The following is a 22,670-nucleotide window of genomic DNA, read 5'->3' on the forward strand; positions in this document are numbered from 1 at the left end:
GGCGGATCGCCCGTCGCCTGTTCACGAGCGCGGGCCGATCGTCATGCACTCGGTGCCGTGGGATTGCAGCCGCCGGCAGGCGAGTGCGGCCTCATCTTCGGTCATGCCGATGAAATGCGCCTCGAAGCCGCGCGGACCCTGGACCACCTTGCGCAATGCGCTGTCCAGCGTGCCCAGTTCCTGTAACGCGGTCTGCAAGAGAACCTGCTCGGCCTTGTACTGCGAGCCGTAGCGGCCGACGTTGATACCCCAGTAGCGGCCGCCCGAGGATGACAGGCGCGTGACGATCTCTTGCCCGGTCTCGGCCGGGGCGCTGCGAACCGCAGGCTTGGGCGCGGGGGCCGCATTGGCGACGGCTGCGACCTGCATGTGTTCGGGGCGCGGGCGCGGGGTTACCGTGGGCATGGCAGCGGCCGGGGGCTGGGGGGGCTGGGGCGTGGTCGCTGCGCTGGCCGAGGCGGCAAGTTCGACCTGTGCCGCCTCAAGCGCGTTTTCCACGCTTTCCGTGACGGCGGCAAGCAACGCGGCGGGCGGCTGCACGGCCGGTTCCGCGCCCGGCCGCCGTGCGGGGCGCGGCGACGCCTTGATCTGCATAGAGACGCGGATCGTCTTGGCAGCGGTGCCGGGAATCGCTGTCCCGGTCGAGGCCTCGGCCACGTAGACGGGTCTCTGGGGCTTGCGGACCGCGACGCGGGTCGGCGCCTTGCGGAAGCCGAAGTCGAGCAGTTCCGCCACCTTGGCGTTGCGCACGGCCGTCGAGGTGCCGCCGAACACCGTCGCGATGATCCGTTCGCTGCCGCGTTCGGCCGACGCCACCAGATTGAAGCCAGCCGCGCGCGTGTAGCCGGTCTTGATGCCGTCGGCGCCGCGATAGCTCGCCAGGAACCTCCGGTTGGTGTTCGACACGGTGCGACCGCCCGCATCCGCCGTCTGTCGCGAGAACAGGTTGTAGTATTGCGGGTAGTCGTAGAACAGGTGGCGGCCAAGGGTGGTCATGTCCCGCGCCGTCGAAAGATGCCCCTCTTCGGTCAGGCCATGGGCGTTCCGGAACGTCGTGCGCGTCATGCCCAGCGCCTTGGCGGTGCGGTTCATCCGCCGGGCAAAGGCGGCTTCGGACCCTCCTACCGCCTCGGCCAATGCCGTGGCCGCGTCGTTGGCCGATTTCACGGCGGCGCCGCGGATCAGGTGGCGCAACTTGATTTTCTGGCCAGGCCTCAGGCCCAGCTTGGACGGCGGCTCGGCCGCTGCCTTCTTGGAGACGGTCACGTAGTCATCAAGCCCGATCTCGCCATGCTCGATCGCCTCGAAGACGATATAGAGCGTCATCATCTTGGTCAGCGAGGCCGGGTGCAGGCGCGTATCGGCGTTCTGCGCATGCAGCACCTCGCCCGACCGGGCATCGACAACGATCGCCGCGAAGGGGGCGGCGCGAACCCCCGAGGTCATGAACGCCATCATGACCGCGATCATGGATATGAATAGTACGCGCCGGACGTACTGCCCCGAACGTTCCACGGCACCTGCCTTTTCACTGCCTCTCGTCGCCCGGTTTTTGAAGATGGGCGATCGTTTTCGAGCCGAGCGTAGCACAGCCTGCAGGGCGGGAAAACACCCCGATTATGGGGAGTTTTGCAGTGAAACGAAGGTTAACCGAGATATCGCGTCCTGGCCTTCCCAGACAACAAATCCTGCGATTCAGGCCCCGTCGAGCGAGGCGATCAGCGCGGGCAAATCGCCGAGGTGTTGCAGTTCGGCAAAACGTGCGTGGTGCCGTGGCGGTTCGGCATGCTCCAGCTCCCAAGTCAGGTCATGGGGCACGAAAACGCCCCAGGCGCCGGCCTCGATCGCGGGGATCACGTCGGATCTCAGCGAGTTGCCCACCATCATCGCCCGCTCTGCGCCCTCGCCATGGCGGGCGAAGATCGCGCCGTAGCGCGGGGCGGTCTTGTCGGACACGATCTCGACTCCATCGAACACCTCGCCCAGGCCCGACTGGGCCAGCTTGCGTTCCTGATCCAGCAGATCGCCCTTGGTGATCAGCAGGATACGGTAATCAGCGGCCAGCGCCTCGACCGCCTCACGCGCCTGGGGCATCAACTCGATCGGGTGGCGCAGCATCTCCTGGCCTGCCGCCAGCAAGTCGCGGATCACGCTGGCGGGCACACGCTCTTCGGTCACGTCGATCGCGGTCTCGATCATCGACAGGACGAATCCCTTGATGCCGAATCCGTACTGCCCGAGGTTCCGCCGCTCGGCCTCGAGCAGGCGCTCCATCAGGTGGTCGGGATCGGCGAATTCGGCCAACAGGTCGGCGAATCGCGCCTGGGTCATGCGGAAAAACCGCTCGTTCTGCCACAGCGTGTCGTCGGCATCGAAGCCGATGGTGGTGATCGTCCCGGCCATGACGCCTGTCTCCGTCCCGCTCGGCCCTTTCCAGAAGGGCCGGACCGCATATATAAAGGCGGTCGAGCCGAACACCACCCGAATTGCCGGAGACGGGCAGCCGTGACCACCGACCCTCGCATGATGGCCGACAAGCGCGACGACCCCGCGGACGAAACCGGGGTCATCACCAAGACCAAGCCCAAGACCCAGCGGCCGCCGCTTTACAAGGTGCTGCTGTTGAACGACGACTACACGCCGATGGAATTCGTCGTGCACGTGCTGGAACGATTCTTCGGGATGACCCATGCGCAGGCCTTCGAACTGATGCTGGTCGTCCACAAGAAGGGGGTTGCCGTGGTGGGCGTGTTCAGCTTCGAGGTGGCCGAGACCAAGGTGGCGCAGGTGATGGATTTCGCCCGCCGTCACCAGCACCCGCTGCAATGCACCATGGAAAAGGAATAGGGCCCCGCGCCCGCCCATGTCCGACAGCCGTCTGACCCTTGCGCTGGAAAGCGGCGCGGTTGCGTCGCCCGAAACCGGCAGGATAGCCGTTTTCGGCCCCGGGTCGGCTGCGGATCTGTCCGCGTTGCCGAAGGAGCGGGTGCAGATCGTGCAGGGCTTTGCGCCCGATCACGACGCCTGGGTGCGGCGGGGCTGGGATGTGGCGGTCGCGCCGTCGGGCGATTTCGCCGCGGCTGTGCTGGTCGTGCCGCGGGCCAAGGCGCTGGCGCGGGCCTGGATGGCCGAGGCGCTGGCGCTGACCGGGGGCGGCCCGGTGATCGTCGACGGCGAAAAGACCGACGGGGTGGACAGTCTCCTGAAGGCCTGCCGGGGGCAGGGGGCCGATGTCTCGGCACCCTTCGCCAAGGCCCATGGCAAGGTCTTCACCGTGACGGCGGACCCCGGTGCCTTTGCCGGCTGGCGCCCGGGCGAGGGGGCGCTGATCGCGGGGCGCTACCACACCGCGCCGGGCGTGTTCTCGGCCGACGGGATCGACCGGGGCTCGGCACTGCTGCTGGCGGCGCTGCCCGCGAAACTGAAGGGCCGCGTCGCGGATCTGGGCGCGGGCTGGGGCTATCTCGCGGGCGAGACGCTGGCCGCCCATCCGGAGATCGCCGAGATGCACCTGGTCGAGGCCGATCACGCCGCGCTGACCTGCGCCCGGGCCAACGTCACCGACCCGCGCGCCCGGTTTCACTGGGCAGACGCCACGACCTTTGCGTCCGGTACGCCGTTCGACATCGTGCTGGCAAATCCGCCCTTCCACGCCTCGCGCGCGGCCGATCCCGGGCTTGGCCGCAGCTTTCTTGCCGCCGCGGCCCGACTGCTTGCCCCGCATGGGCAGGCCTTTGTCGTCGCGAACCGCCACCTGCCCTATGAACGTGACCTCGCGGCTCTCTTCACCGAAATCCACGAGATCGGCGGCGATACGGGGTTCAAGGTTCTGCATGGCCAAAGGCCCCGGCGCTCCGCTCGCAGCGGGCGGTGAAATCGCCTAACTTGGGCGCCCGAATCAGGAGACGCGTCGAATGTCCTTCTCGATCGCAGGCAAGACGGCCATCGTGACCGGCGCGGCGAATGGCGTGGGGCTGGCCATCGCGCGGCATTTCGTGGACCGCGGCGCCAAGGTGATGCTGGCTGATATCGACGAGGACCGGCTTGTCGACGAATGTGGCAAGGATACCGAGGGTGACGGCACGATGCGCTATTTCGCCGGTGACCTGCGCGAGAGGCTGACGGTCGCGAACCTGTTGTCGGCGACCATCGACGCCTTCGACCGGATCGACATCCTGGTGAATGCAAGCCGCCAGATGGTCGTGTCCGATCCGCTCGACCCTGACCAGGATGCGGTCGACTCGCTGTTGCAGCAGAACCTGATGACCAGCCTGCGGCTGACCCAATGCGTGGCGCGGCGGATGATCCGGCAGGCCGAGGACGACGGGCTGGAAGAGGGGTCGGCGGGCGCCATCGTGAACCTGTCCTCCATCGCCGCGCGGCGCACGCATCCCGAACTGCTTGGCTATTCGGTGAGTTGTGCCGCGCTCGAGCAGATGACCCGCTCGATGGCAGTGGCGCTGGCGCCCCACCGGATCCGGGTCAACGCGGTCGCCTTCGGTTCGGTGTTGTCGGCAAGCCTGCAGGGGGTGCTGAAGGACCATCCCGGGTATCGCGACGAGATCCGCGACCACACGCCGCTCGGCCGCATCGCCAAACCTGCCGAGCTTGCCGAGGCGGTGCAGTTCCTGGCCTCGGACGGGGCACAATTCGTCACCGGCCAGATCGTGACGGTGGATGGCGGGCGCACTTTGATCGACCCGGTTGACGCGCCGGCGCACTAGGAGCGGAGCCTGAGCGACCAGCCTCTGACCCGACGTTTGGTTTCGAAGGATCCGCGGGCCACCGGGTTACGTAGTTGCAGGTGGTTCTGAAAGGGGGATTACAGGGGTTTTGATACCGGAAGCGGCCCCAAGTGTCCGGACTGCCTCGGATGGTTTTTCCGCCACCAGGCGTTGATTGCGGACCGGCCGACGCTTCGGTCTGGTGGGAATGCCTTGGCCGCCGCCTCCTTCGCGACCTGCCGATGGGCGTGCTTCAAGGGGAAACCGGCAGCAGGCCAGGCCGCACAACCCGGTGGCGGCCCGTTCGGCCCCTGAAAAGCCCCTAGGCTGTCAAAATCCTGCAACGCGCCACCCGCTAACCTATTGATTTCCAAAGTCGCGAAAATCCCAGGTTGTCAAAAACCTCCTGCCGCCGCTCATGGGTTTCGCCCTGGCTGACGCCGGGGCGACCCGCGCGGGGGCGCTGCCCCCCGCGACCCCCCGGAGCATTTCCGCCAAGAGGAAGATCGCGGTTACGTTGGCTCGGAAATGTCTGGGGGCAGCCCGAAGGACAGGCGCGTCCCAGACTGTACGCCTCGGCGTGCTTACGGCTGGGGATAGCGCGCCGCGCAGGCCGAAAGTGCCCGCGCGGCGGTACGGGCCACGTCCTTGCGTTTCGACTTGAGCTCGGCCAGCGCCGCACGTTCGGCGCGCAGGTCCACCGCGACCGGGCGTTCGCGGAAGCCGATTTCGGGGCGGTTGCACCAGACGAAGCCGACCCCGCCATCGTGGCCCACGCGGTTGGCATAGCAAAGCTCGAGTGAACTGCGCCGGTAGGGTTCGCGTTCAAGTGCATAGCCGCGCGCGATCGTCTGCTCGGTCTCGCGGATCAACAGGTCGATCATCCGCAGGTCGTAGAGCGCGTTTCGCTCGCAGGCCTGGCGCGGTGTGGCACAGGCGGCAAGCGTCACAAGGCAGATCAGGGCGAGTGTGCGCATCGGGCGATTCCTCTCCTCCTTCCGCCATGATAGGCGCGCCTGCCCGCATTCCAAAGCCCGTGGCATGGTGGCGCGGCGGGCGCAAAGCTGCTAGGCAATCGCCAGCAGGGGAGACGCGACATGACCGAGCATTTCGACGAGCACAAGACGCGGGCCGCGGCCTGGTTCCGGGCGCTGCGCGACGAGATCGTGGCCGCCTTCGAGGCGCTGGAAGATGCGCAGACCACCGGCCCGTTCAGGGATGTGCCTGCGGGCCGCTTCGAGGTGACCGAGACCCGGCGCCAGTCCGAGGACGGGTCGGACGCGGGTGGCGGGCACAAGAGCATCCTGCGCGGCGGCCGGGTGTTCGAGAAGATGGGCGTGGCGGTCTCGACCGTCTACGGCAAGCTGAACCCGCGGGCCCGCGCCGCGATGGCCGCGCGCAAGGACTTTCCCGGCATGGAGGACGACCCGCGCTTCTGGGCGTCGGGGATCAGCCTGGTGGCACACATGCAGAACCCGCACACACCGGCGGTGCACCTGAACACCCGGATGTTCTGGACGCCGCATGGCTGGTGGTTCGGGGGCGGGACCGATCTCAATCCCTGCCTGCCCTATGACGAGGATACGGCGGCGTTTCACGGCGTGCTGAAGGAGCGGTGCGATCGTCACGATCCGGATCACTACCCGCGCTTCAAGGCCTGGGCGGACGAATATTTCTACGTGCCGCATCGCGGCCGGGCCAGGGGCGTGGGCGGCATCTTCTTCGACGACCTGAACACGGGCGACTGGGAGGTGGACTTCGCCTTTACCCAGGATGTGGGCCGGGCGTTCCTGCCGGCCTTTCTGCCGCTGGTGGAACGGCGCCGGGATACGCCCTGGACCGACGCGGACCGGGCGGCGCAGCTGGCCCATCGGGGGCTTTATGCGGAATACAACCTGCTCTACGACCGCGGCACGAGATTCGGTCTGGAAACCGGCCATGACCCCGAGGCGGTGCTGATGACCATGCCGCCGCTTGCAAGCTGGCCGTAGGGGCGCGGGCGCCCCGTCACATCGGGACCGGTGGAATGGCAACGCCCCGGAGGATCGCTCCGGGGCGGGGTTGTGCGGCGTGTTGGCTGGCGAAACGCGGCCGGGTGTCAGCCCCGCAGCGCCTCGAGCATGACATGCACGTTCTCGGGGTCGGCATCCGGCGTGATGCCGTGGCCGAGATTGAAGATATGCGGCCCCTTGGAGAACGCGGCCTTGATGCGCTTTGTCTCGTCGATCAGCGCCTGGCCGCCGGTGACCATCAGGTCGGGCGCCATGTTGCCCTGCACGCAGCCGTCGACCTGCACCTTCGCCGCCGCCCAGTCGGCATCGACCGAGTTGTCCAGCGCCACGCAGTCGGCGCCGGTCGCCCTGGCGAAGCCGATGTAGTTCTCGCCCGCCTCGCGCGGGAAGGCGATGCAGGGCAGGCCCGGGTGACGCTGCTTGAGCGCGGCGATGATCCGGCGGGCGGGTTCCAGCGCGTAGCGGGTGAAATCCTCGCCTTTCAGCGAACCGGCCCAGCTGTCGAAGATCTTGACCACCTCGGCGCCGGCCTCGACCTGCTTGGACAGGTATTCGATGGTCGACTCGGTCAGCAGGTCGATCAGCGCCTCGAACGTCGCGCGATCCCCGGCCTTCAGCGCATGGGCGGGGGCCTGGTCGGGCGTGCCGCGGCCCGCGATCATGTAGGTCGCCACCGTCCAGGGCGCGCCCGCGAATCCGATCAGCGTGGTTTCCTTCGGCAGTTCGCGCGCCAGGATTCGCACCGTTTCATAGACCGGCGCCATGTGGTCGTGGATGTCGTCCTTGCCCTTGAGCGCCTTGAGCCCCTCGGCCCCGGTGATCGTGGACAGCCGTGGCCCCTCGCCGGTTTCGAACCACAGCTCGGCGCCCAGCGCCTGGGGCAGCAGCAGGATGTCGGCAAACAGGATGGCGGCGTCGAAGCCGTAGCGGCGGATCGGTTGCAGCGTCACCTCGGCGGCGAGGTCGGAATTGTAGCACAGCGACAGGAAATCCCCCGCCTCGGCCCGCGTGGCCCGGTATTCGGGCAGGTAGCGGCCCGCCTGGCGCATCAGCCATACGGGCGGCACGTCCAGCGTTTCACCCGCCAGCGACCGAAGTAGTTTTTTGGTTTCCGCCATCGTCTTCCCCGTTTATTGGTGCGGCCTGTCGTCCCCTGCTTGCGTCAGCATGTCAAGTCGGGCCGAGTTGTCAGGACGACGTGACGCGATTAGAGGTTTGGCGCATGGCTATCACACTTCCTTCCCCCGCTTCACCCCTCAAGATCGGCACCCGCGGCTCTCCGCTGGCGCTGGCCCAGGCCCATGAAACCCGTGCGCTGCTGATGGCGGCCTTCGATCTGCCCGAGGAGGCGTTCGAGATCGTGGTGATCCAGACCATCGCCGACCGGGTGCTGGACCGGGCGCTGAAGGAGATCGGCGGCAAGGGGCTCTTCACCAAGGAGATCGAGGAGGCCATGATCGAGGGCCGCATCGACATTGCGGTGCACTCGACCAAGGACATGGGCATTGAACAGCCCGAGGGGCTGGTGCTGGACACGTTCCTGCCGCGCGAGGATTTCCGCGACGCCTTCATCTCACATTCCGTCAAGGGGATTGCCGATCTGGGAGAGGGGGCCGTGGTCGGCACCTCTTCGCTGCGGCGCAAGGCGCAGCTGTTGAACCGCCGCCCCGACCTTCAGGTGGTCGAGTTCCGCGGCAATGTGCAGACGCGGCTGAAGAAGCTGGAGGACGGCGTGGCGGTGGCCAGCTTCCTCGCCATGGCGGGGCTGAACCGGCTGAACATGCAGCACGTCGCGCAATCGGCCATCGAGGCAGAGGAGATGCTGCCTGCCGTGGCCCAGGGCGCTATCGGCATCGAAAGGCGCAAGGACGACGCGCAGGCCGCGCATATGGTGGCTGCGCTGCACCACAAGGCGACGGGCGAGCAGATGGCCGCCGAACGGTCCTTCCTCGCTGCGCTGGACGGGTCCTGCGAGACGCCGATCGGCGGGCTTGCGCAGCACGAGGGCGGCACGATCTGGCTGCGCGGCGAGATCCTGCGCCCCGATGGCAGCGAAAGCATCAAGGGCGAGGCGCGCGCGCCGATCGAGGACGCCGCCGAGATGGGCTGGAAGCTGGGCAAGGACCTGCGCGCCCAGGCTGGCGAAGGCTTTTTCGACTGGGATTGAGACCATTTGCGCCGGTCCGTGTGGCCAGTTGCGATCCTTCAGCGCCGGTCCGGGGCCTTCCCGGTCCGGCGCTGTCGTTTCTGGCGCCAACCGCCCTGCACGACCCCGCCCACCGCGCTTTCGCCAAGGCGATGGAGGGCCGGGGCATCAGCGGATCTTGGCCGACGACCCGGCGGTGGCGCAGCGGATGCAGGCGGCAGGGCTGATTCCACACGAGATCCCGAAGACTGAAACGCCCCACCGGGCAGATGAAGCGGTTGATCGTCGGCCCGCGCCGCCGCGAGATGGCCGGGATCGTCGACTGGCAACTGGCGGAACTTGACCGGCTGCGCGTCGAGATCCGTCAAAACATCGGGACCGAGGCTGAACACGCGCCGGCGCTGGCGCCCGAGGTCGAGCATGGCACGGCCACCCTCGGCGACCTCTGTCACGGCCTCAAGGCCGACAGCATCACCCTCGGGTCCATCGACTGCGGGACGCTCATCGGCCATTCCAACCCGTTCCCTTGGGGCAATCCGGCGGGGCGCGTCCTGCTCTGCCGGATCGGCGATGCCATCGCGTCCCGCAACATCCATGCCGGGATCTGCGCCACGCTGCGCCATGGTTTGCGGTGGTAGGGGGCGGCTCGGCTAGAGAATCAGCAGGCTGACGGCCGCGAAATAGATCAGCAGGCTCGAGGCGTCCTGGATCACGGTACAGATCGGCCCGCTGCCAAGTGCCGGGTCCGAACCCAGCCGCTGGAACACCCATGGCAGCGCGAAGCCCACAAGGGATGAAATGGCGCCCCCGCAGAGAACCGCCAGCCCGACCGCAAGCGACAGCCGTGCATCGCCAAACCCGATCAGGACGCCCAGACCGGAAAGCACCCCCAGCGCCGCCCCGATGCCAAGCCCGATCACGATCTCGTCGCGCAACAGGGCGCTGATCGACACGTCATGCGTCGCCAGGCCGCGCACCGCGACCGAAACCGCCTGCGAGCCGATCGCGCCAGCGATATAGACCAGTGCCGGCACGAAGAAGGCGACCGTGACATGTGATGCCAAGGTCTCTTCGAAGCGCACCATCACCAGCGTGACCAGGGTGGAGGCAAGCAGCCCGAAGACCAGCCAGGGCAGGCGCCGCGCAAGGCGGTTGCGGATCGGGGCGTCCAGCGCGGCATCCGGGCCCGCGTGATGGGCGCCGATGCCGGCCAGCCGCTGAAGGTCTTCCATGTGTTCGTCCCGCAGGATTCGGAACAGCGCCTCGGGTGGCACGGCACCGATCAGGCGGCCCGCGTCATCCACCACCGGAACGACGATCATGTTCAGCCGGATCGCCAGTTTCGCGATATCCTCCTGATCCGCCCCGCGGCTCACCGCCTCGTGCTCTGGCTCCATGATCTCGGCGACGGTGCGCGTGCCGTGGGCGAGCAGATCGTTGATCCGGACAATTCCTTCGAGCCGGCCTGCCGCATCGGTCACGAAGACCGTGTCCGCACAGTCGAAGATCTGTCCCGAAAGCTGGGTGATCACCTCGCTGACCGGGGTCTCGGGCCGGGCGGTCGGAATGGCGCGAACCAGGTGTGCGCCTGCGGTGTCCTTGTGCTGGAAATCCTGCGCGTCAGGTTGGGTATTCATGGCGCCCCCGTCTTCTGGCGTTCGGCATCTGGCCCCTATCCCTAGGCCAGCCGCAGCGTACGGCCCAGTGAAATTGGCGCGTCCGTGGGCTCTGGTTCAATGCGCCGCCGTCACCCGCGAGACCAGATCCAGCACGGTGGGCCCCATCGCCTCGACGATCAGCGACACGCCCTTGGCCGAGGGGTGGATGCCGTCCTCCTGCATGTAGTCGCGCATTGCCGCGCCGCGGTCGGGAAGGTCTGTCAATCCCTTGAGAAAGCTTTCAAAATGCATTGCCCCGTATTCCGCAGCCAGTTCGGGATACATCGCATCGAAGGCGGACTTGAAGTCGGGGCCGTAGTTTCCGGGCGCGCTCAGCCCCACCAGCATCACCTCGACCCCGGCCTCTTGCGCCGCCTTGAGGATGCCCGCCAGATTGGCGCGCGAGGCGGCCGGGTCGATGCCGCGCAACAGGTCGTTGCCGCCCAGCGCCACGATCATCGCGTCGACCTCTGGCGTCAGCGTCCAAGCAACGCGCGAAAGCCCCCCGGCCGTGGTGTCGCCCGAAACGCCCGCGTTCAGCACCGTCACCTCGGCACCCTGCGCCCGCAGCCACGCCTCAAGCTGGGGCACGAAGCCTTCACCCTGGGGCAGGCCGTAGCCCTGGGTCAGGCTGTCGCCCAATGCGGCGATCGTGACCTCTTCGGCCAGCGCCCCGCCGGGAGCGACGGCCAGAACCATGGCCACCGCAAGCTTGAGCGCGCGGGTCCGCGCCCCATATGCAAGGGCAACCCGCATGCTCAGAAGGCCCTTCATGGCAGATTCGATCCTCTCCCTCGCCGATGTCACACTGACCCTCGCCGGAAATGCCGGTCCCGTCGAGATCCTGCACGGGATCACGCTGGATGTGCACCGGGGCGAGACGCTGGGGCTGGTCGGGCCGTCGGGGTCGGGCAAGTCCTCTCTCCTCATGCTGATGGGCGGGCTGGAGCGCGCCACCTCGGGCCGGGTCACGGCGCTGGGCCATGATCTGACCGCGATGAACGAGGACCAGCTCGCCCGGTTCCGCAGGCAGCATATGGGCGTTGTGTTCCAGTCTTTCCACCTGATCCCGACGATGACGGCGCTGGAAAACGTCGCGACGCCGCTGGAACTTGCGGGCCATCGCGATGCCTTTGACCGCGCCGCCGAGGAACTGCGCGCCGTGGGGCTTGGCCCGCGGATGGACCACTACCCCAGCCAGATGTCGGGCGGCGAGCAGCAGCGCGTGGCGCTGGCCCGTGCCGCCGCGCCGCGGCCGCATGTCCTGCTGGCGGACGAGCCCACGGGGAACCTGGACGGGGCGAACGGGGCCGCGATCATGGACCTGCTGTTCGGCCTGCGCGACCGGCATGGCGCGACGCTGGTGCTGGTGACGCATGCGCCAGACCTTGCTGCGCGCTGCGACCGGGTGGTGCGGCTCGCGGACGGGCGGATCGCGAGCGATGAACTCAGGAGGGCGGCGGAATGACGCTGGCCGTCGCGGCCCGGATCGCCCGGCGCGAGTTGCGCGGCGGGCTGCGGGGCTTTTACGTCTTCCTCGCCTGCCTCGCGCTGGGCGTGGCGGCGATCGCCGCCGTGGGGTCGGTGCGCCAGAGCATCGAGGGTGGGCTCAAGCGCGAGGGCGCGGTGCTTCTGGGCGGCGACGCCGAGATGTCGCTGACCTACCGCTATGCCGAACCGGACGAGCGCGCCTGGATGGAGGATGTGGCGACCCGTGTCTCGGAGATCGTCGATTTCCGCTCGATGGTCGTGGTCGAACGCGATGGGGTGACGGAACGCGGCCTGACCCAGGTCAAGGGCGTGGACGGCGCCTATCCGTTGTACGGCACGGTGGAACTGGACCCCCCGATGCCGCTGGACACCGCGCTTGCGGGCGACGGCGCGGTGATGGAACGGGTCCTGGCCGACCGGCTGGGGCTGCGCCCGGGCGACCGGTTCCGGCTGGGCACGGCGGATTACACGCTCAGCGCCGTGCTGCTGCGCGAGCCGGACGGGGCAGGCGACGGTTTCGGCCTTGGCCCGCGGCTGATCCTGAGAACCGCGGCGCTCGAGGGGTCGGGTCTGCTGGCGCCTGGTACGCTTTACGAGACGAAATACCGTCTGGCGCTGCCCGTGGGGTCGGACATGGCCGCGCTGGAAACCAGGGCCGATGCCCGCTTTGCCGACAAGGGCATGCGCTGGCGCGACGCGCGGAACGGGGCGCCGGGCATGACGCGATTCGTGGACCGTATGGGATCGTTCCTGGTGCTGGTGGGCCTTGCGGGGTTGGCCGTCGGGGGCGTGGGCGTGTCGGCGGCGGTGCGGGCCTATCTCGACGGCAAGACCGAGGTCATCGCGATCCTCAAGACGCTGGGCGCCGAGGGGCGGACGATCCTTCTTGCCTACCTGATGCAGATCGGGACGCTGGCTGGGCTGGGGATCGTGCTGGGCCTGGCGCTTGGGGCGCTTGCGCCGATGGTGGCGGCCCCGTTCATCCAGGCGCAACTGCCCGTGCCGGTCCAGGTGTCGCTCCATCCCGGCCCCTTGGCCGAGGCGGCGCTGTATGGTGTTCTCACGGCGTTGCTGTTCACGCTCTGGCCGCTGGCGCGGACCGAGGAAGTGCGCGCGGCTGCGCTCTTCCGCGATGCCTCGGGGCAGGTCCGGGCCTGGCCGCGGCCGGTCTACATGGGGGTGACCGTCGCTCTTGCGGCGGCCCTGATCTGGATCGCGGCGTGGTTCTCGGGGGTGCCACAACTGGCGCTCTGGGCGGCTTTCGGGATCGTTGCGGCGCTGGGCCTGTTGGCGCTGGCCGCAGTGGGGCTCAGGCGCCTGGCGCGACGGCTTGCCCGGGCGCGGGCGGTGCGCGGGCGAACGGCGTTGCGTCTGGCGCTGGGCGCGGTGGGCGGCCCGGGGGGCGAGACCGTGTCGGTGGTTCTGTCGCTGGGGCTGGGCCTGTCGATCCTGGCCGCGATCGGCCAGATCGACGCCAACCTGCGCAGCGCGATCCAGCAGGAACTGCCCGAGCGCGCCCCTTCGTATTTCGTGGTCGACATCCAGCCCGACCAGCTGGACGGCTTTCTCGCGCGGCTGACCGGCGATCCGGGCGTCAGCAAGGTCGAGACCGCGCCGATGCTGCGGGGCGTCATCACCCGGATCAACGACCGGCCGGCCAAGGAGGTTGCGGGCGATCACTGGGTGATCCGCGGCGACCGCGGCGTGACCTATGCCGCGACGCCACCCGAGGGGACCATCGTGAACGCCGGCGCATGGTGGCCCGCCGATTATGACGGCCCCCCGGTGATGAGCTTTGCCGACGAGGAGGCCGGGGAGATCGGGTTGAAGCTTGGCGATGCGGTCACCGTGAACATCCTCGGGCGCGACATCACTGCGACCGTCACCAGCTTTCGCGAGGTCGATTTCTCGACCGCGGGCATCGGCTTTGTGGTGACGATGAACCCCGCGGCGCTGATGGGGGCCCCGCATACCCATATTGCGACGGTCTATGCCGAGCCTGAGGCCGAGGCGGCGATCCTGCGCGACCTTGCCGAGGCCTATCCGAACATCACCGCGATCAGGGTGCGCGACGCGGTGGACCGCGTGGCCGAGGTGCTGTCCTCGCTGGCCGCGGCGATCGCCTATGGCGCATCGGCGACGCTGGTGACCGGCGTCATCGTGCTGATCGGTGCTGCGGCGGCGGGCGAACGGACACGGGTCTTCGAATCGGCGGTGCTGAAGACCGTGGGCGCGGTGCGGGGCCAGGTGCTGGCCTATTTCGCGCTGCGATCGGCGATGCTGGGGGCGGCGGCGGGCACGGTCGCCATCGTCGCGGGCGGGGTCGCGGGCTGGGCGGTGATGGAATTCGTGATGATGGGCGGCTACGAATTCGAGCCGGTCTCGGCGCTGGCCATCGTGCTGGGCGGGGCTGCGGCGACGCTTCTGGCCGGGCTCGCCTTCGCCTGGCGGCCGCTTGCGGCACGCCCCGCCCGGGTATTGCGCGCAAGGGAATAGGATGCACTCCCGGGGCTTGCGCACCGCTTTCCAGCGTTGGGCGTGGCCAGCGCCCCTCGCGGGGCGCGGACGCATGCACGTTCTGACCGCCGCTCAGTCGATCCAGCGCACCGCCGTCAGGTCGTTGGCCTGGGTGGGTGCGTTTTCCCAAAGCCCGTCGATCCGGGCGTTTGCGACCCCTGTCTTGGCAAGCTGGAAGAGGTAGCCGTTGACGTGATCCTCGGCGATCATCCGCTGCGCCGCCTTGAGGATCTCCGAGCGCGCCGCCGGATCGGTCGTGCCGGTCAGCCGCTCCATCAGCGCCACGAACTCGGGCTTGCCGTATCCGAAATAGTAGTCCGGCCGCGCATATATGTTGATGTCCATCGGTTCGGTATGGCTGACGATGGTCAGGTCGAAATCCCGGCCCTTGAACACCTGTTCCAGCCATTGCGCCCATTCGAGATTGGTGATCTCGGTTTCGATCCCGACCGCGCGCAGCTGGGCCGCGACGATCTCGCCACCGCGCCGCGCATAGGCGGGGGGCGGCAGGGCGAGCCGCAGCTTCAGCGCCGTCTGCCCGGCCTCGGCCAGCAAGGTCCGGGCCCTGTCCGGATCGTGGGCCGAAAGCCCGGTCAGATCCACGTAGTCGGGATTGTGCGGCGCGAAATGGGTGCCGATGGGGGTGCCATAGCCGAACATCGCCCCGTCGATGATGTCCTGCCGGTCGATCGCATGCGCGATCGCCGCGCGCACCCGCATGTCGTCCAGCGGGGCCGCGCGGTTGTTCATCGCGAGGATCGTCTCTCCTTCGGTCGAGCCGACGATCACCGTGAACCGGGGGTCGGCCTCGAACTGGGCCAGCGTCTCGGGCGCGGGAAAGTTCGGGAAGGCGTCGACATCGCCCGCCATCATCGCCGCGAAGGCCGCGCTGGGGTCCGAGATGAACTTGAACGTGGCCTTGTCCAGCGCGGGCGCCGCGCCCCAGTAGGCGTCGTTCCGGGCGATCTCGACGCGGTCGCCCTGCACCCAGCGGTCGAACCGGAACGGGCCGGTGCCCACGGGGGCGGTGGCCGCCTTGTCCACGCTTTCGGGGGCCACGATCACCGCATCGCCCCAGGCCATGTTGAACGGAAAGCTGCCGTCCGGCGCCTTGAGCGTGACCCGCACGGTCAGCGGGTCCACCACCTCGACGCGCTCGATTCCCGAGAACAGGGCCTTCTGCGCGTTGGTGCTGTCCTCGGCTCGGGCGCGGTCCAGGCTGAAGCGGACATCCTCGGCATCCATCGCGGTGCCGTCATGGAAGGTCACGCCGTCCCGCAGGTGGAAGGTGTAGACTGTCGCCTCGGTGTTCGCCTCCCACCGCTGGGCAAGGCCGGGTACGACGGACCCGTCCGGGGCAAATCGGGTCAGCCCCTCGAAGACGTTGGCATAGACCACCTCGTCGATGGCGGCGGCCGCGCCGCTCGTGGGGTCGAGGTTCGGCGGTTCCAGCACCATGCCGATGGTGATCCTGTCCCCGGCGGCGAGGGCCTGGCCCGCGGCAAGCGCGAGGCAGAGGGCGGCGGTCGGAACGAGGTTCATTCGTCGGTCTCCCTTACGACTCCTGTGTCCATCTGACGGCGCGGTTGCGTCCAAGGCAAGTGCGCGGCGACTCGATCTGCTGGATTCTGCGCTGCAGCATCGTATAAGCTGTCTCACCCGGGACGAACCGAGGGAGGAGCGGATGAGCGCAAGTGGACAGCAACGCCAGATGACGGCGTCCGAGGTGCGGGCGCGCAAGGGCGGCACGCCGCTGGTATGCCTGACAGCCTATACGACGCCGGTGGCGCGGCTGGTCGATGCGGAGTGTGACATCGTTCTGGTGGGCGACAGCGTCGGCATGGTGCTGCACGGGTTGCCGTCCACGCTGGGTGTGACGATGGAGATGATGGTCCTGCACGGCCAGGCTGTGGCCCGCGGGTTGAGCCGCGCGCTGATGGTGATCGACATGCCCTTCGGCAGCTACGAGGAGGGCCCCGAACAGGCCTTTCGCAATGCCGCCCGCCTGATGGCCGAGACCGGGGCGGGCGCGGTCAAGCTGGAAGGCGGCATTGCGATGGCCGACACGATCCGCTTCCTGACCGCCCGGTCGATCCCGGTGATGGCCCATGTCGGGCTGACGCCGCAGGCGATCAACACGCTGGGCGGCTACAAGGTGCAGGGCCGGGGCGAGGATGCCCACCGCGTGCTGGCCGATGCCCGTGCCGTGGCCGACGCGGGCGCCTTCGCAGTGGTGCTGGAAAAGGTGCCCGCGGCGCTGGCCGACCGGATCACCGCAGAGGTGCCGGTTCCCACCATCGGGATCGGCGCATCGGCGGGCTGCGACGGACAGGTGCTGGTGGTGGACGACATGCTGGGATTGTTCACCGATTTCAAACCGAAATTCGTCAGGCGCTATGCCGAACTGGGGCACGCTGCCGGTGCGGCGATCGCGGCCTATGCCGAGGAGGTGCGCGCGCGCCGCTTTCCCGGCCCCGGCCATGTCTTCGGAGAGGCGCCGTGACTGCCCCGATCCTGCGGCGGCTGGCCGATCTGCGTGCCCTGACCGCGCGCTGGCGCGCCGAGGGTGCACGGGTGGCCGTGGTGCCGACGATGGGGGCGCTGCATGCGGGCCACCTGAGCCTGGTCGAGGCGGCCAAGGCCGGCTGTGACCGGGTGATCGTGACGATCTTCGTGAACCCCCGGCAGTTCGACAACCCGGACGACCTGGCGAAATACCCCCGCACCGAGCACGGCGATGCCGCGAAACTGGCGCCGCTAGCGGTCGATGCGATCTACGCCCCCGACCCCGATCAGGTCTATCCCGAGGGGTTCGCGACCACGGTCTCGGTTTCGGGGGTCAGTGCGGGGCTGTGTGGTGCCCACCGGCCCGGCCATTTCGACGGGGTGGCGACCGTGGTCACCAAGCTGTTCCTTCAGACGCAGGCCGATCAGGCGTTCTTCGGCGAGAAGGACTATCAGCAACTGATGGTGGTCCGGCGGCTGGTCCGGGACCTCGACATCCCCATCGGGATCGTCGGCTGCGCCACCGTGCGCGAGGTGGACGGGCTGGCATTGTCCTCGCGCAACGTGCGCCTTTCGGCAAGGGCGCGGGCGCAGGCGCCGGCGCTTTTCCAGACGCTGACAGAGGCATCCCGGGCCCTTCGGGCGGGTGTTCCGGTGGCCCAGGCGCTTTCGGCTGCGCGGGCGGCGATCCTGGCGGGCGGCTTTTCCGAGGTGGAGTACCTCGAGTTGCGGTCGGCCGCGACGCTTGTGCCGCTTGACGCGGTGACGGTTCCCGCGCGGTTGCTGGTGGCGGCGCATCTCGACGGCGTGCGCCTGATCGACAACGTACCAATCGTACCGGAACGCGCCGCAAGCTGAACCCGCGGGGCGCGAGGGCGCCGGGGGCCGTCGGCCGCTAGCCGGTCAGCAAATCCCCCAGCGTCCGCGCCATCACGCGGGCCGCGTCCACCATGTCGTCGATGCCGACCCATTCGTCGGGCTGGTGGGCGAGGTCCAGGATGCCGGGGCCATAGGCGATGCAGTTCTTCAGCCTGCCGATCCGGTCGATATGCTTCTGGTCGTAGGTGCCCGGCGACACCACGAAATCGGGCGGCCGGCCCAGCACCGTCTCGATCGCCCGGGCCACGGCCTGCACCACGGGCGCGTCAGGCTCGGCCATCGTGGGCAGCACCTCGAAGAGTTCGCGGATCTCGTAGTCGAAGCCGGGGCGGCCGGCCCTGACCCGTTCCATCATCGCCCGGACCTCGGCCTTGACCTCGCCGATGTCCTCCTCGATCAGGAAGCGGCGGTCGATGGTGATGCGGCAGCGGTCTGGCACGCAAGGCGCGGGCAGGCCGGTGTAGTCTGGGGCCTGTTCCGGCGCGCCGCCGTGGATCGCGTTGATGTTCAACGTGGAATTCCGGGCGCCGTCAGGGACCACCGGCATCTCGGTATGCTTGCCCGCCAACAGCGGGAACAGCGTGGCCTCCATCTCGGCCAGCACCGCGCCCATGTGGCGCACGGCGCAGTCGCCGAGAAACGGCATCGAGCCGTGCGCGATTCGGCCCTTGGTCTCGATCTCGGCCCACCAGACGCCGCGATGGCCGAGGCAGATGCGGTCCTTGTTCAGGGGCTCTGGGATGATGACGTGCTGGACGCGCGTGGGATCGAACCAGCCGCGTTCGGCCAGCCAGGCAACTCCGCCATAGCCGCCCGATTCCTCGTCCGCTGTCGCGCTGATCTCGACCGCGCCGCGGTAGTCGGGGCAGGTCTCGACGAAGGCCTCGGCGGCGATGATCGCGGCCGCCAGCCCGCCCTTCATGTCGCAGGCCCCGCGGCCATAGACGCGGCCATCCCGCACCTCGCCGCCAAAGGGATCGACCGACCAGCCATGGCCCACCTCGACCACGTCGTGATGGCCGTTGAAATGCACGCATTCACCGGGGCCGCCCGCGCCCTCGTGCCGGGCCACGAGGTTCCAGCGCGGATGCGCCTCGCTGTCGGCCGGCGCGCCGGTTGCGCGGATCAATTCGACCCCGAAGCCCCCGGCCGCCAGCCGCGCGGCGAGGTAGTCGCAGATCTCGCGGTACTGCCGCCCCGGGGGGTTCAGCGTGGGAAAGCGGATCAGGTCCTGCGTCAACGCCACCAGATCGCCGCGCCGCCCGGCCACCGCCGCCTCGAGCCTCTGCCATGTCGCCTCGTCCATGCCGGCAAGCCTAGCCTGCCCCGATTGCCGCGGCAATCGCGCCGCGGCGTCGGGTCGGGGTGCAAATCGACCCCGATGTGCCTATATCAGGTGCCAATAGACAGATGCGAGGCGCCATGACCGAGATGCCCCGTTCCGCGGCCCGCGAGGACCCTAGATGATCGCCCTGCTTCGCTTCATGTTGCTGGCGTTCGTTGTTCTTACAGTCGTCTATGTCTGCGTCTCGCTCTATTCCCGCGCGGTCCGGCGCGGCAAGCTGGAACGCGAATGGGACGAGGAGATTCGCGTCGGCGACCGCAAGGCCTATGTCCGCGAGGGGCTTGAGGCCTACGACCAATCGCTCAGGCGCCGGCTGATCGCTGGCGTCTACATCATCCCGATGATCGTCATCGGCACGATCATCTACATCGTGAACTATTAGCGAGGCTGCGATGGCATATGTGAAATGGACCTTTCTTGCGGTGCTGGCCGCGCTGGTCATATCGTTCCTGCATTACACGCTGCCACAGCACGAGGTGGTGCGGATCAACCGGGTTTTCGAAAGCCAGGTGACGGTCGGTGACAATGCGATCTTCTGGCAGGGTCCGGCGGCAGGCGAAGGCGAGCAGGGCAATGCGCGTTTCGTCAATTTCCTCGAGACCTTCACCCCCGAGGGCAAGGCGGTGGTGTTCCGCAACGAGGATACCGGCTGGGGCTGGCCGCCCTATTTCAAGTTTGACACCTCGAACCTGCAGGCCGAGGCGGGCGACCTGACCTCGACCAAGGACAACCCGGAATGGGTGGTCATTACCCATTACGGCTGGCGCAACGAATATCTCTCGATCTATCCCAACGCCATCTCGGCGCGGCCGGTGGACGGGCCCGACGTGACCATCATCCCGTGGTTCAACATCGTCTTCCTGTTCGGCTTCGGGGTGTTCGTGCTGTGGATCTGGACGCTGGTCGCGCGATTCAAGGAAGACCGGATCGAGCCGCTGCTCGACGAGGCGGGCGAGATGATCGACAGCGTCGAGGATCGCACCAGCAGCCTGTGGCGGCGGCTTTTCGGCCGCAGGTGACGCGGGCTCAGGCGCCCCAGGGAATCCAGACCGTCCTGACCTCGGTGGCCGCGCGGATGAACGCGCGGCCTTCGCCTGCGGGGCCTGTCCAGTCACGCGCGCGGCCGTGGTTCACCCACGTCCGTTTCAGGTTCCCCGCGGCGGCGTGTTCGATGGTCGCTGACAGGTCAGAGGACGAGAACGACCAGACCGCGTCAACGTCCATATGGGCGGCCAGCGGGTCGGCCAGCGTGGGATGGGCGCCGGTCACGATGTTCACGACGCCCCCCGGCACGTCCGACGTGTCGAGCACCTGGTACAGGTCCGTTGCGGCCAGCGGGTGGGTCTCGGATGGCACCAGCACGCAGGCATTGCCCATCGCGATCGCGGGCCCCATGACCGATACGAGGCCCAGAAGCGGCGCCTCGTCCGGGCAGAGCACGCCGATCACGCCGGCCGGCACGTTCATCGCCAGCGCCGTGCCGCGGATCGGAACGGCCTTGATCTCGCCCGCGGCCTTGTCGGCCCAGGCGGCCCAGGTGAAAAGCCGGTCGATGCTGGCCTCGACCTCGGCGGTCGCCGCCGCTTTCTGCCCGCCGGTCATGGCATGCAGTCGTCCGGCGAATTCACCCGCCCGTGCGGACAGGTTCTCGGCGATGTAGTAGAGCACCTGCGCGCGGTTGTGCGCGCTTGCCGCGGCCCAGCCCGGTTGTGCCTTGCGCGCGGCCTCGACCGCGTTCCGGATGTCCTTGCGATTGCCCAGACTCACATGGCCGAGACGCCGCCCCCTGGCCCCGTGGACGGCCCGGGAATAGCCCCCGTCGGACCGCACCTGTTTGCCGCCGACATACAGCTTGGCGGTCCGGTCCAGCGGGTCGGCCGGTTCGGGCGCGTTCGCGTTGGCGGGCGCGACCAGCGGCTTCAAGGGCTTGGGTGTCCCGGCGGGACGCAGGTATTCCACCAGCCCCTCCCATCCGCCCTCGCGTCCGAAGCCGCTTTCGCGCAGCCCCCCGAAGCCTGCCGCCGCGTCGAACATGTTCGCGCCGTTCACCCAGACCACCCCCGCGGCGAGCTTTGGCGCCACGTCCAGCGCGACGTCGATGGACTGGCTCCAGACGCTGGCGGCAAGCCCGTAACGCGTGTCGTTTGCCAGTTGCACTGCCTCGGCGGGCGTGCGGAAGGTGGTCGAGACGAGGACCGGGCCGAAGATCTCTTCCTGCATCAGCCTGGACGCGGGCGACAGGCCGGTGATCAGCGTCGGCGGATACCAGCAGCCCCGTTCGGGCAAGGCGCAGTCAGGCTGGAACAGCGCGCCCTCGGCCGCGCCGCCTGCCACCATCGCGGCGATCCGGTCGCGCTGGCCTTCGTTGATGATCGCGCCGATGTCGATGCACTTGTCCATCGGGTCGCCGATGCGCAAACCCGTCATCCGGGCCTTGAGCCGGGCGTGGAACGTCTCGGCGATGCCCTCCTGCACGATCAGCCGCGATCCTGCGCAGCAGACCTGGCCCTGGTTGAGCCAGATCGCGTCCACCAGCCCCTCGGCTGCCCCATCGAGATCGGCGTCCTCGAAGACGAGATAGGGCGACTTGCCGCCCAGTTCGAGCGACAGCGCCTTGCCGCTGCCCGCGGTCGCGATCCGGATCGCCCGCCCCACCTCGGTCGAGCCGGTGAACGCGATCTTGTCGATCCCGGGATGGGCCACGATCCGCTCGCCCACCGCGCCGTCACCGGTCAGGATGTTGACCACCCCCCTGGGCAGCCCGGCCTCGCGGGTCAGGTCCGCGAACAGCAGTGCGGTCAGCGAGGTCTGTTCCGCGGGTTTCAGCACCACGGTATTGCCCGCGGCCAGCGCGGGTGCGATCTTCCAGGCCAGCATCAGGAACGGGAAGTTCCACGGGATGATCTGGCCGCATACCCCGTGCGGCACATGGCCTGGCAATTCCCTGGCCAGAAGCTGCGCGAGGCCTGCGTGGTAATAGAAATGCCGTGCGGCCAGGGGCACGTCGATGTCGCGGCTTTCCCGGATCGGCTTGCCGTTGTCGAGTGTCTCCAGAACCGCGATCAGGCGCGCGTGCTTCTGGATCAGGCGCGCCAGCGCATAGAGGTGGCGTGCCCGCGCATGACCCGAAAGCCGCGCCCATTTCGGCTGCGCCTTGCGGGCGGCGGCCACGGCGGCGTCGACGTCCCCGGCCGTGGCTTGCGTCAGTGTCGCCAGTCCTTCGCCGGTCGCCGGGTTCTTCGCCTCGAACCCGTCGCGGGGGTCGGTAAAGCTGCCGTCGATGAAATGGCCGAACCGGCCGCCCCGGTCGGCAAGCCAGGCCAGCGCCTCGGCTGCGCTTTCGGGGGCGGGGCCGTAGTCCATCGACTGCATCAGGTCGGAAACAGTCATGCG

21 protein-coding genes are annotated in these 22,670 nt (G+C 68.4%); 12 read left to right on the plus strand and 9 right to left on the minus strand.

Annotated elements, in window-relative coordinates; genetic code table 11:
• Positions 1 to 21 precede the first annotated feature (21 nt).
• Positions 22 to 1,470: a D-alanyl-D-alanine carboxypeptidase family protein gene (locus EV655_RS07500; protein WP_132543418.1), complete on the minus strand. Its 1,449-nt coding sequence runs from the start codon at positions 1,468 to 1,470 to the stop codon at positions 22 to 24.
• 225 nt (positions 1,471 to 1,695) lie between these two features.
• Entirely contained in the window at positions 1,696 to 2,403 is a 708-nt protein-coding gene (locus tag EV655_RS07505) for an HAD family hydrolase (RefSeq protein WP_132543420.1), read from the minus strand.
• A 123-nt stretch (positions 2,404 to 2,526) separates the two neighbouring features.
• On the opposite strand from EV655_RS07505, the gene clpS reads away from it, so the two are divergent.
• The 3 genes from clpS to EV655_RS07520 are packed head-to-tail and all read left to right on the plus strand — an operon-like array spanning position 2,527 to position 4,724.
• Positions 2,527 to 2,847, plus strand: coding sequence for an ATP-dependent Clp protease adapter ClpS (gene clpS, locus EV655_RS07510; protein ID WP_132543737.1), 321 nt, complete (start codon positions 2,527 to 2,529; stop codon positions 2,845 to 2,847).
• 16 nt (positions 2,848 to 2,863) lie between these two features.
• Positions 2,864 to 3,874: a class I SAM-dependent methyltransferase gene (locus EV655_RS07515; protein ID WP_132543422.1), complete on the plus strand. Its 1,011-nt coding sequence runs from the start codon at positions 2,864 to 2,866 to the stop codon at positions 3,872 to 3,874.
• A gap of 40 nt (positions 3,875 to 3,914) precedes the next feature.
• Positions 3,915 to 4,724 (plus strand): SDR family NAD(P)-dependent oxidoreductase, encoded by an 810-nt coding sequence (locus EV655_RS07520; protein WP_132543424.1) that lies wholly within the window; start codon positions 3,915 to 3,917, stop codon positions 4,722 to 4,724.
• 584 nt (positions 4,725 to 5,308) lie between these two features.
• Here the strand turns inward: EV655_RS07520 and EV655_RS07525 are convergent.
• Entirely contained in the window at positions 5,309 to 5,701 is a 393-nt protein-coding gene (locus tag EV655_RS07525; RefSeq protein WP_132543426.1) for a hypothetical protein, read from the minus strand.
• 120 nt (positions 5,702 to 5,821) lie between these two features.
• Here EV655_RS07525 and hemF point away from each other — a divergent pair, with 120 nt between their 5' ends.
• Positions 5,822 to 6,715 carry an oxygen-dependent coproporphyrinogen oxidase gene (gene hemF / locus EV655_RS07530; RefSeq protein WP_132543427.1) on the plus strand — a complete coding sequence of 298 codons (894 nt, stop codon included), beginning with the start codon at positions 5,822 to 5,824 and terminating at the stop codon, positions 6,713 to 6,715.
• Positions 6,716 to 6,822: 107 nt separating this feature from the next.
• Here the strand turns inward: hemF and hemE are convergent, their stop codons facing one another.
• On the minus strand, positions 6,823 to 7,854 hold the full coding sequence (gene hemE / locus EV655_RS07535; RefSeq protein WP_132543429.1) for a uroporphyrinogen decarboxylase: 1,032 nt from the start codon (positions 7,852 to 7,854) through the stop codon (positions 6,823 to 6,825).
• A 104-nt stretch (positions 7,855 to 7,958) separates the two neighbouring features.
• Between hemE and hemC the strand changes: the two genes are divergently transcribed.
• Complete coding sequence (hemC, locus tag EV655_RS07540; protein ID WP_132543431.1) at positions 7,959 to 8,903, plus strand: hydroxymethylbilane synthase; 945 nt, start codon at positions 7,959 to 7,961, stop codon at positions 8,901 to 8,903.
• Positions 8,904 to 9,151: 248 nt separating this feature from the next.
• Positions 9,152 to 9,520 (plus strand): hypothetical protein, encoded by a 369-nt coding sequence (locus tag EV655_RS07545; RefSeq protein ID WP_132543433.1) that lies wholly within the window; start codon positions 9,152 to 9,154, stop codon positions 9,518 to 9,520.
• Positions 9,521 to 9,532: 12 nt separating this feature from the next.
• On the opposite strand, the gene EV655_RS07550 is transcribed toward EV655_RS07545, so the two are convergent.
• Both EV655_RS07550 and EV655_RS07555 read right to left on the minus strand, forming a co-directional pair.
• Positions 9,533 to 10,519, minus strand: a complete 987-nt coding sequence (locus tag EV655_RS07550; RefSeq protein ID WP_132543435.1) for a magnesium transporter — start codon at positions 10,517 to 10,519, stop codon at positions 9,533 to 9,535.
• Between the two features lie 96 nt (positions 10,520 to 10,615).
• Positions 10,616 to 11,314: an arylesterase gene (locus EV655_RS07555; protein WP_132543437.1), complete on the minus strand. Its 699-nt coding sequence runs from the start codon at positions 11,312 to 11,314 to the stop codon at positions 10,616 to 10,618.
• On the opposite strand from EV655_RS07555, the gene EV655_RS07560 reads away from it, so the two are divergent.
• Both EV655_RS07560 and EV655_RS07565 read left to right on the plus strand, forming a co-directional pair.
• Entirely contained in the window at positions 11,313 to 12,008 is a 696-nt protein-coding gene (locus EV655_RS07560; protein WP_132543439.1) for an ABC transporter ATP-binding protein, read from the plus strand. The genes EV655_RS07555 and EV655_RS07560 overlap by 2 nt on opposite strands.
• Positions 12,005 to 14,527 (plus strand): ABC transporter permease, encoded by a 2,523-nt coding sequence (locus tag EV655_RS07565; RefSeq protein WP_132543441.1) that lies wholly within the window; start codon positions 12,005 to 12,007, stop codon positions 14,525 to 14,527. Before EV655_RS07560 ends, EV655_RS07565 begins: the two co-directional genes overlap by 4 nt.
• Before the next feature lie 93 nt (positions 14,528 to 14,620).
• Here EV655_RS07565 and EV655_RS07570 read toward each other — a convergent pair whose 3' ends face one another.
• On the minus strand, positions 14,621 to 16,090 hold the full coding sequence (locus EV655_RS07570; RefSeq protein WP_132543443.1) for an ABC transporter substrate-binding protein: 1,470 nt from the start codon (positions 16,088 to 16,090) through the stop codon (positions 14,621 to 14,623).
• A gap of 142 nt (positions 16,091 to 16,232) precedes the next feature.
• Between EV655_RS07570 and panB the strand changes: the two genes are divergently transcribed.
• Together panB and panC are read left to right on the plus strand one after the other, a co-directional pair.
• Positions 16,233 to 17,051 carry a 3-methyl-2-oxobutanoate hydroxymethyltransferase gene (gene panB / locus EV655_RS07575; RefSeq protein ID WP_132543445.1) on the plus strand — a complete coding sequence of 273 codons (819 nt, stop codon included), beginning with the start codon at positions 16,233 to 16,235 and terminating at the stop codon, positions 17,049 to 17,051.
• Positions 17,048 to 17,911 carry a pantoate--beta-alanine ligase gene (gene panC / locus EV655_RS07580; protein ID WP_132543447.1) on the plus strand — a complete coding sequence of 288 codons (864 nt, stop codon included), beginning with the start codon at positions 17,048 to 17,050 and terminating at the stop codon, positions 17,909 to 17,911. The genes panB and panC overlap by 4 nt, the downstream gene beginning before the upstream one ends.
• 37 nt (positions 17,912 to 17,948) lie before the next feature.
• Here the strand turns inward: panC and EV655_RS07585 are convergent, their stop codons facing one another.
• Positions 17,949 to 19,238: an acetylornithine deacetylase/succinyl-diaminopimelate desuccinylase family protein gene (locus tag EV655_RS07585; RefSeq protein WP_132543449.1), complete on the minus strand. Its 1,290-nt coding sequence runs from the start codon at positions 19,236 to 19,238 to the stop codon at positions 17,949 to 17,951.
• A gap of 157 nt (positions 19,239 to 19,395) precedes the next feature.
• Here EV655_RS07585 and EV655_RS07590 point away from each other — a divergent pair, with 157 nt between their 5' ends.
• Positions 19,396 to 19,659 (plus strand): hypothetical protein, encoded by a 264-nt coding sequence (locus tag EV655_RS07590; RefSeq protein ID WP_132543451.1) that lies wholly within the window; start codon positions 19,396 to 19,398, stop codon positions 19,657 to 19,659.
• Between the two features lie 10 nt (positions 19,660 to 19,669).
• The gene (locus tag EV655_RS07595; RefSeq protein WP_132543453.1) at positions 19,670 to 20,296 is read left to right on the plus strand and encodes a DUF1523 family protein; all 627 of its coding nucleotides are present in this window, start codon (positions 19,670 to 19,672) and stop codon (positions 20,294 to 20,296) included.
• Between the two features lie 7 nt (positions 20,297 to 20,303).
• On the opposite strand, the gene EV655_RS07600 is transcribed toward EV655_RS07595, so the two are convergent.
• A complete protein-coding gene (locus EV655_RS07600) occupies positions 20,304 to 22,667 on the minus strand; it encodes an aldehyde dehydrogenase family protein (protein WP_132543455.1) in 2,364 nt (787 codons plus the stop codon).
• Positions 22,668 to 22,670: the final 3 nt, after the last annotated feature.

Source organism: Rhodovulum euryhalinum (assembly GCF_004342445.1).
Lineage (GTDB): Bacteria > Pseudomonadota > Alphaproteobacteria > Rhodobacterales > Rhodobacteraceae > Rhodovulum > Rhodovulum euryhalinum.

Coding starts and splice junctions, on each gene's coding strand:
- EV655_RS07500 (WP_132543418.1), bottom strand. CDS start 1,470: ATGATCGCGGTCATGATGGCGTTCATGACCTCGGGGGTTCGCGCCGCC.
- EV655_RS07505 (WP_132543420.1), bottom strand. CDS start 2,403: ATGGCCGGGACGATCACCACCATCGGCTTCGATGCCGACGACACGCTG.
- clpS (WP_132543737.1), top strand. CDS start 2,527: ATGGCCGACAAGCGCGACGACCCCGCGGACGAAACCGGGGTCATCACC.
- EV655_RS07515 (WP_132543422.1), top strand. CDS start 2,864: ATGTCCGACAGCCGTCTGACCCTTGCGCTGGAAAGCGGCGCGGTTGCG.
- EV655_RS07520 (WP_132543424.1), top strand. CDS start 3,915: ATGTCCTTCTCGATCGCAGGCAAGACGGCCATCGTGACCGGCGCGGCG.
- EV655_RS07525 (WP_132543426.1), bottom strand. CDS start 5,701: ATGCGCACACTCGCCCTGATCTGCCTTGTGACGCTTGCCGCCTGTGCC.
- hemF (WP_132543427.1), top strand. CDS start 5,822: ATGACCGAGCATTTCGACGAGCACAAGACGCGGGCCGCGGCCTGGTTC.
- hemE (WP_132543429.1), bottom strand. CDS start 7,854: ATGGCGGAAACCAAAAAACTACTTCGGTCGCTGGCGGGTGAAACGCTG.
- hemC (WP_132543431.1), top strand. CDS start 7,959: ATGGCTATCACACTTCCTTCCCCCGCTTCACCCCTCAAGATCGGCACC.
- EV655_RS07545 (WP_132543433.1), top strand. CDS start 9,152: ATGAAGCGGTTGATCGTCGGCCCGCGCCGCCGCGAGATGGCCGGGATC.
- EV655_RS07550 (WP_132543435.1), bottom strand. CDS start 10,519: ATGAATACCCAACCTGACGCGCAGGATTTCCAGCACAAGGACACCGCA.
- EV655_RS07560 (WP_132543439.1), top strand. CDS start 11,313: ATGGCAGATTCGATCCTCTCCCTCGCCGATGTCACACTGACCCTCGCC.
- EV655_RS07555 (WP_132543437.1), bottom strand. CDS start 11,314: ATGAAGGGCCTTCTGAGCATGCGGGTTGCCCTTGCATATGGGGCGCGG.
- EV655_RS07565 (WP_132543441.1), top strand. CDS start 12,005: ATGACGCTGGCCGTCGCGGCCCGGATCGCCCGGCGCGAGTTGCGCGGC.
- EV655_RS07570 (WP_132543443.1), bottom strand. CDS start 16,090: ATGAACCTCGTTCCGACCGCCGCCCTCTGCCTCGCGCTTGCCGCGGGC.
- panB (WP_132543445.1), top strand. CDS start 16,233: ATGAGCGCAAGTGGACAGCAACGCCAGATGACGGCGTCCGAGGTGCGG.
- EV655_RS07585 (WP_132543449.1), bottom strand. CDS start 19,238: ATGGACGAGGCGACATGGCAGAGGCTCGAGGCGGCGGTGGCCGGGCGG.
- EV655_RS07590 (WP_132543451.1), top strand. CDS start 19,396: ATGATCGCCCTGCTTCGCTTCATGTTGCTGGCGTTCGTTGTTCTTACA.
- EV655_RS07595 (WP_132543453.1), top strand. CDS start 19,670: ATGGCATATGTGAAATGGACCTTTCTTGCGGTGCTGGCCGCGCTGGTC.
- EV655_RS07600 (WP_132543455.1), bottom strand. CDS start 22,667: ATGACTGTTTCCGACCTGATGCAGTCGATGGACTACGGCCCCGCCCCC.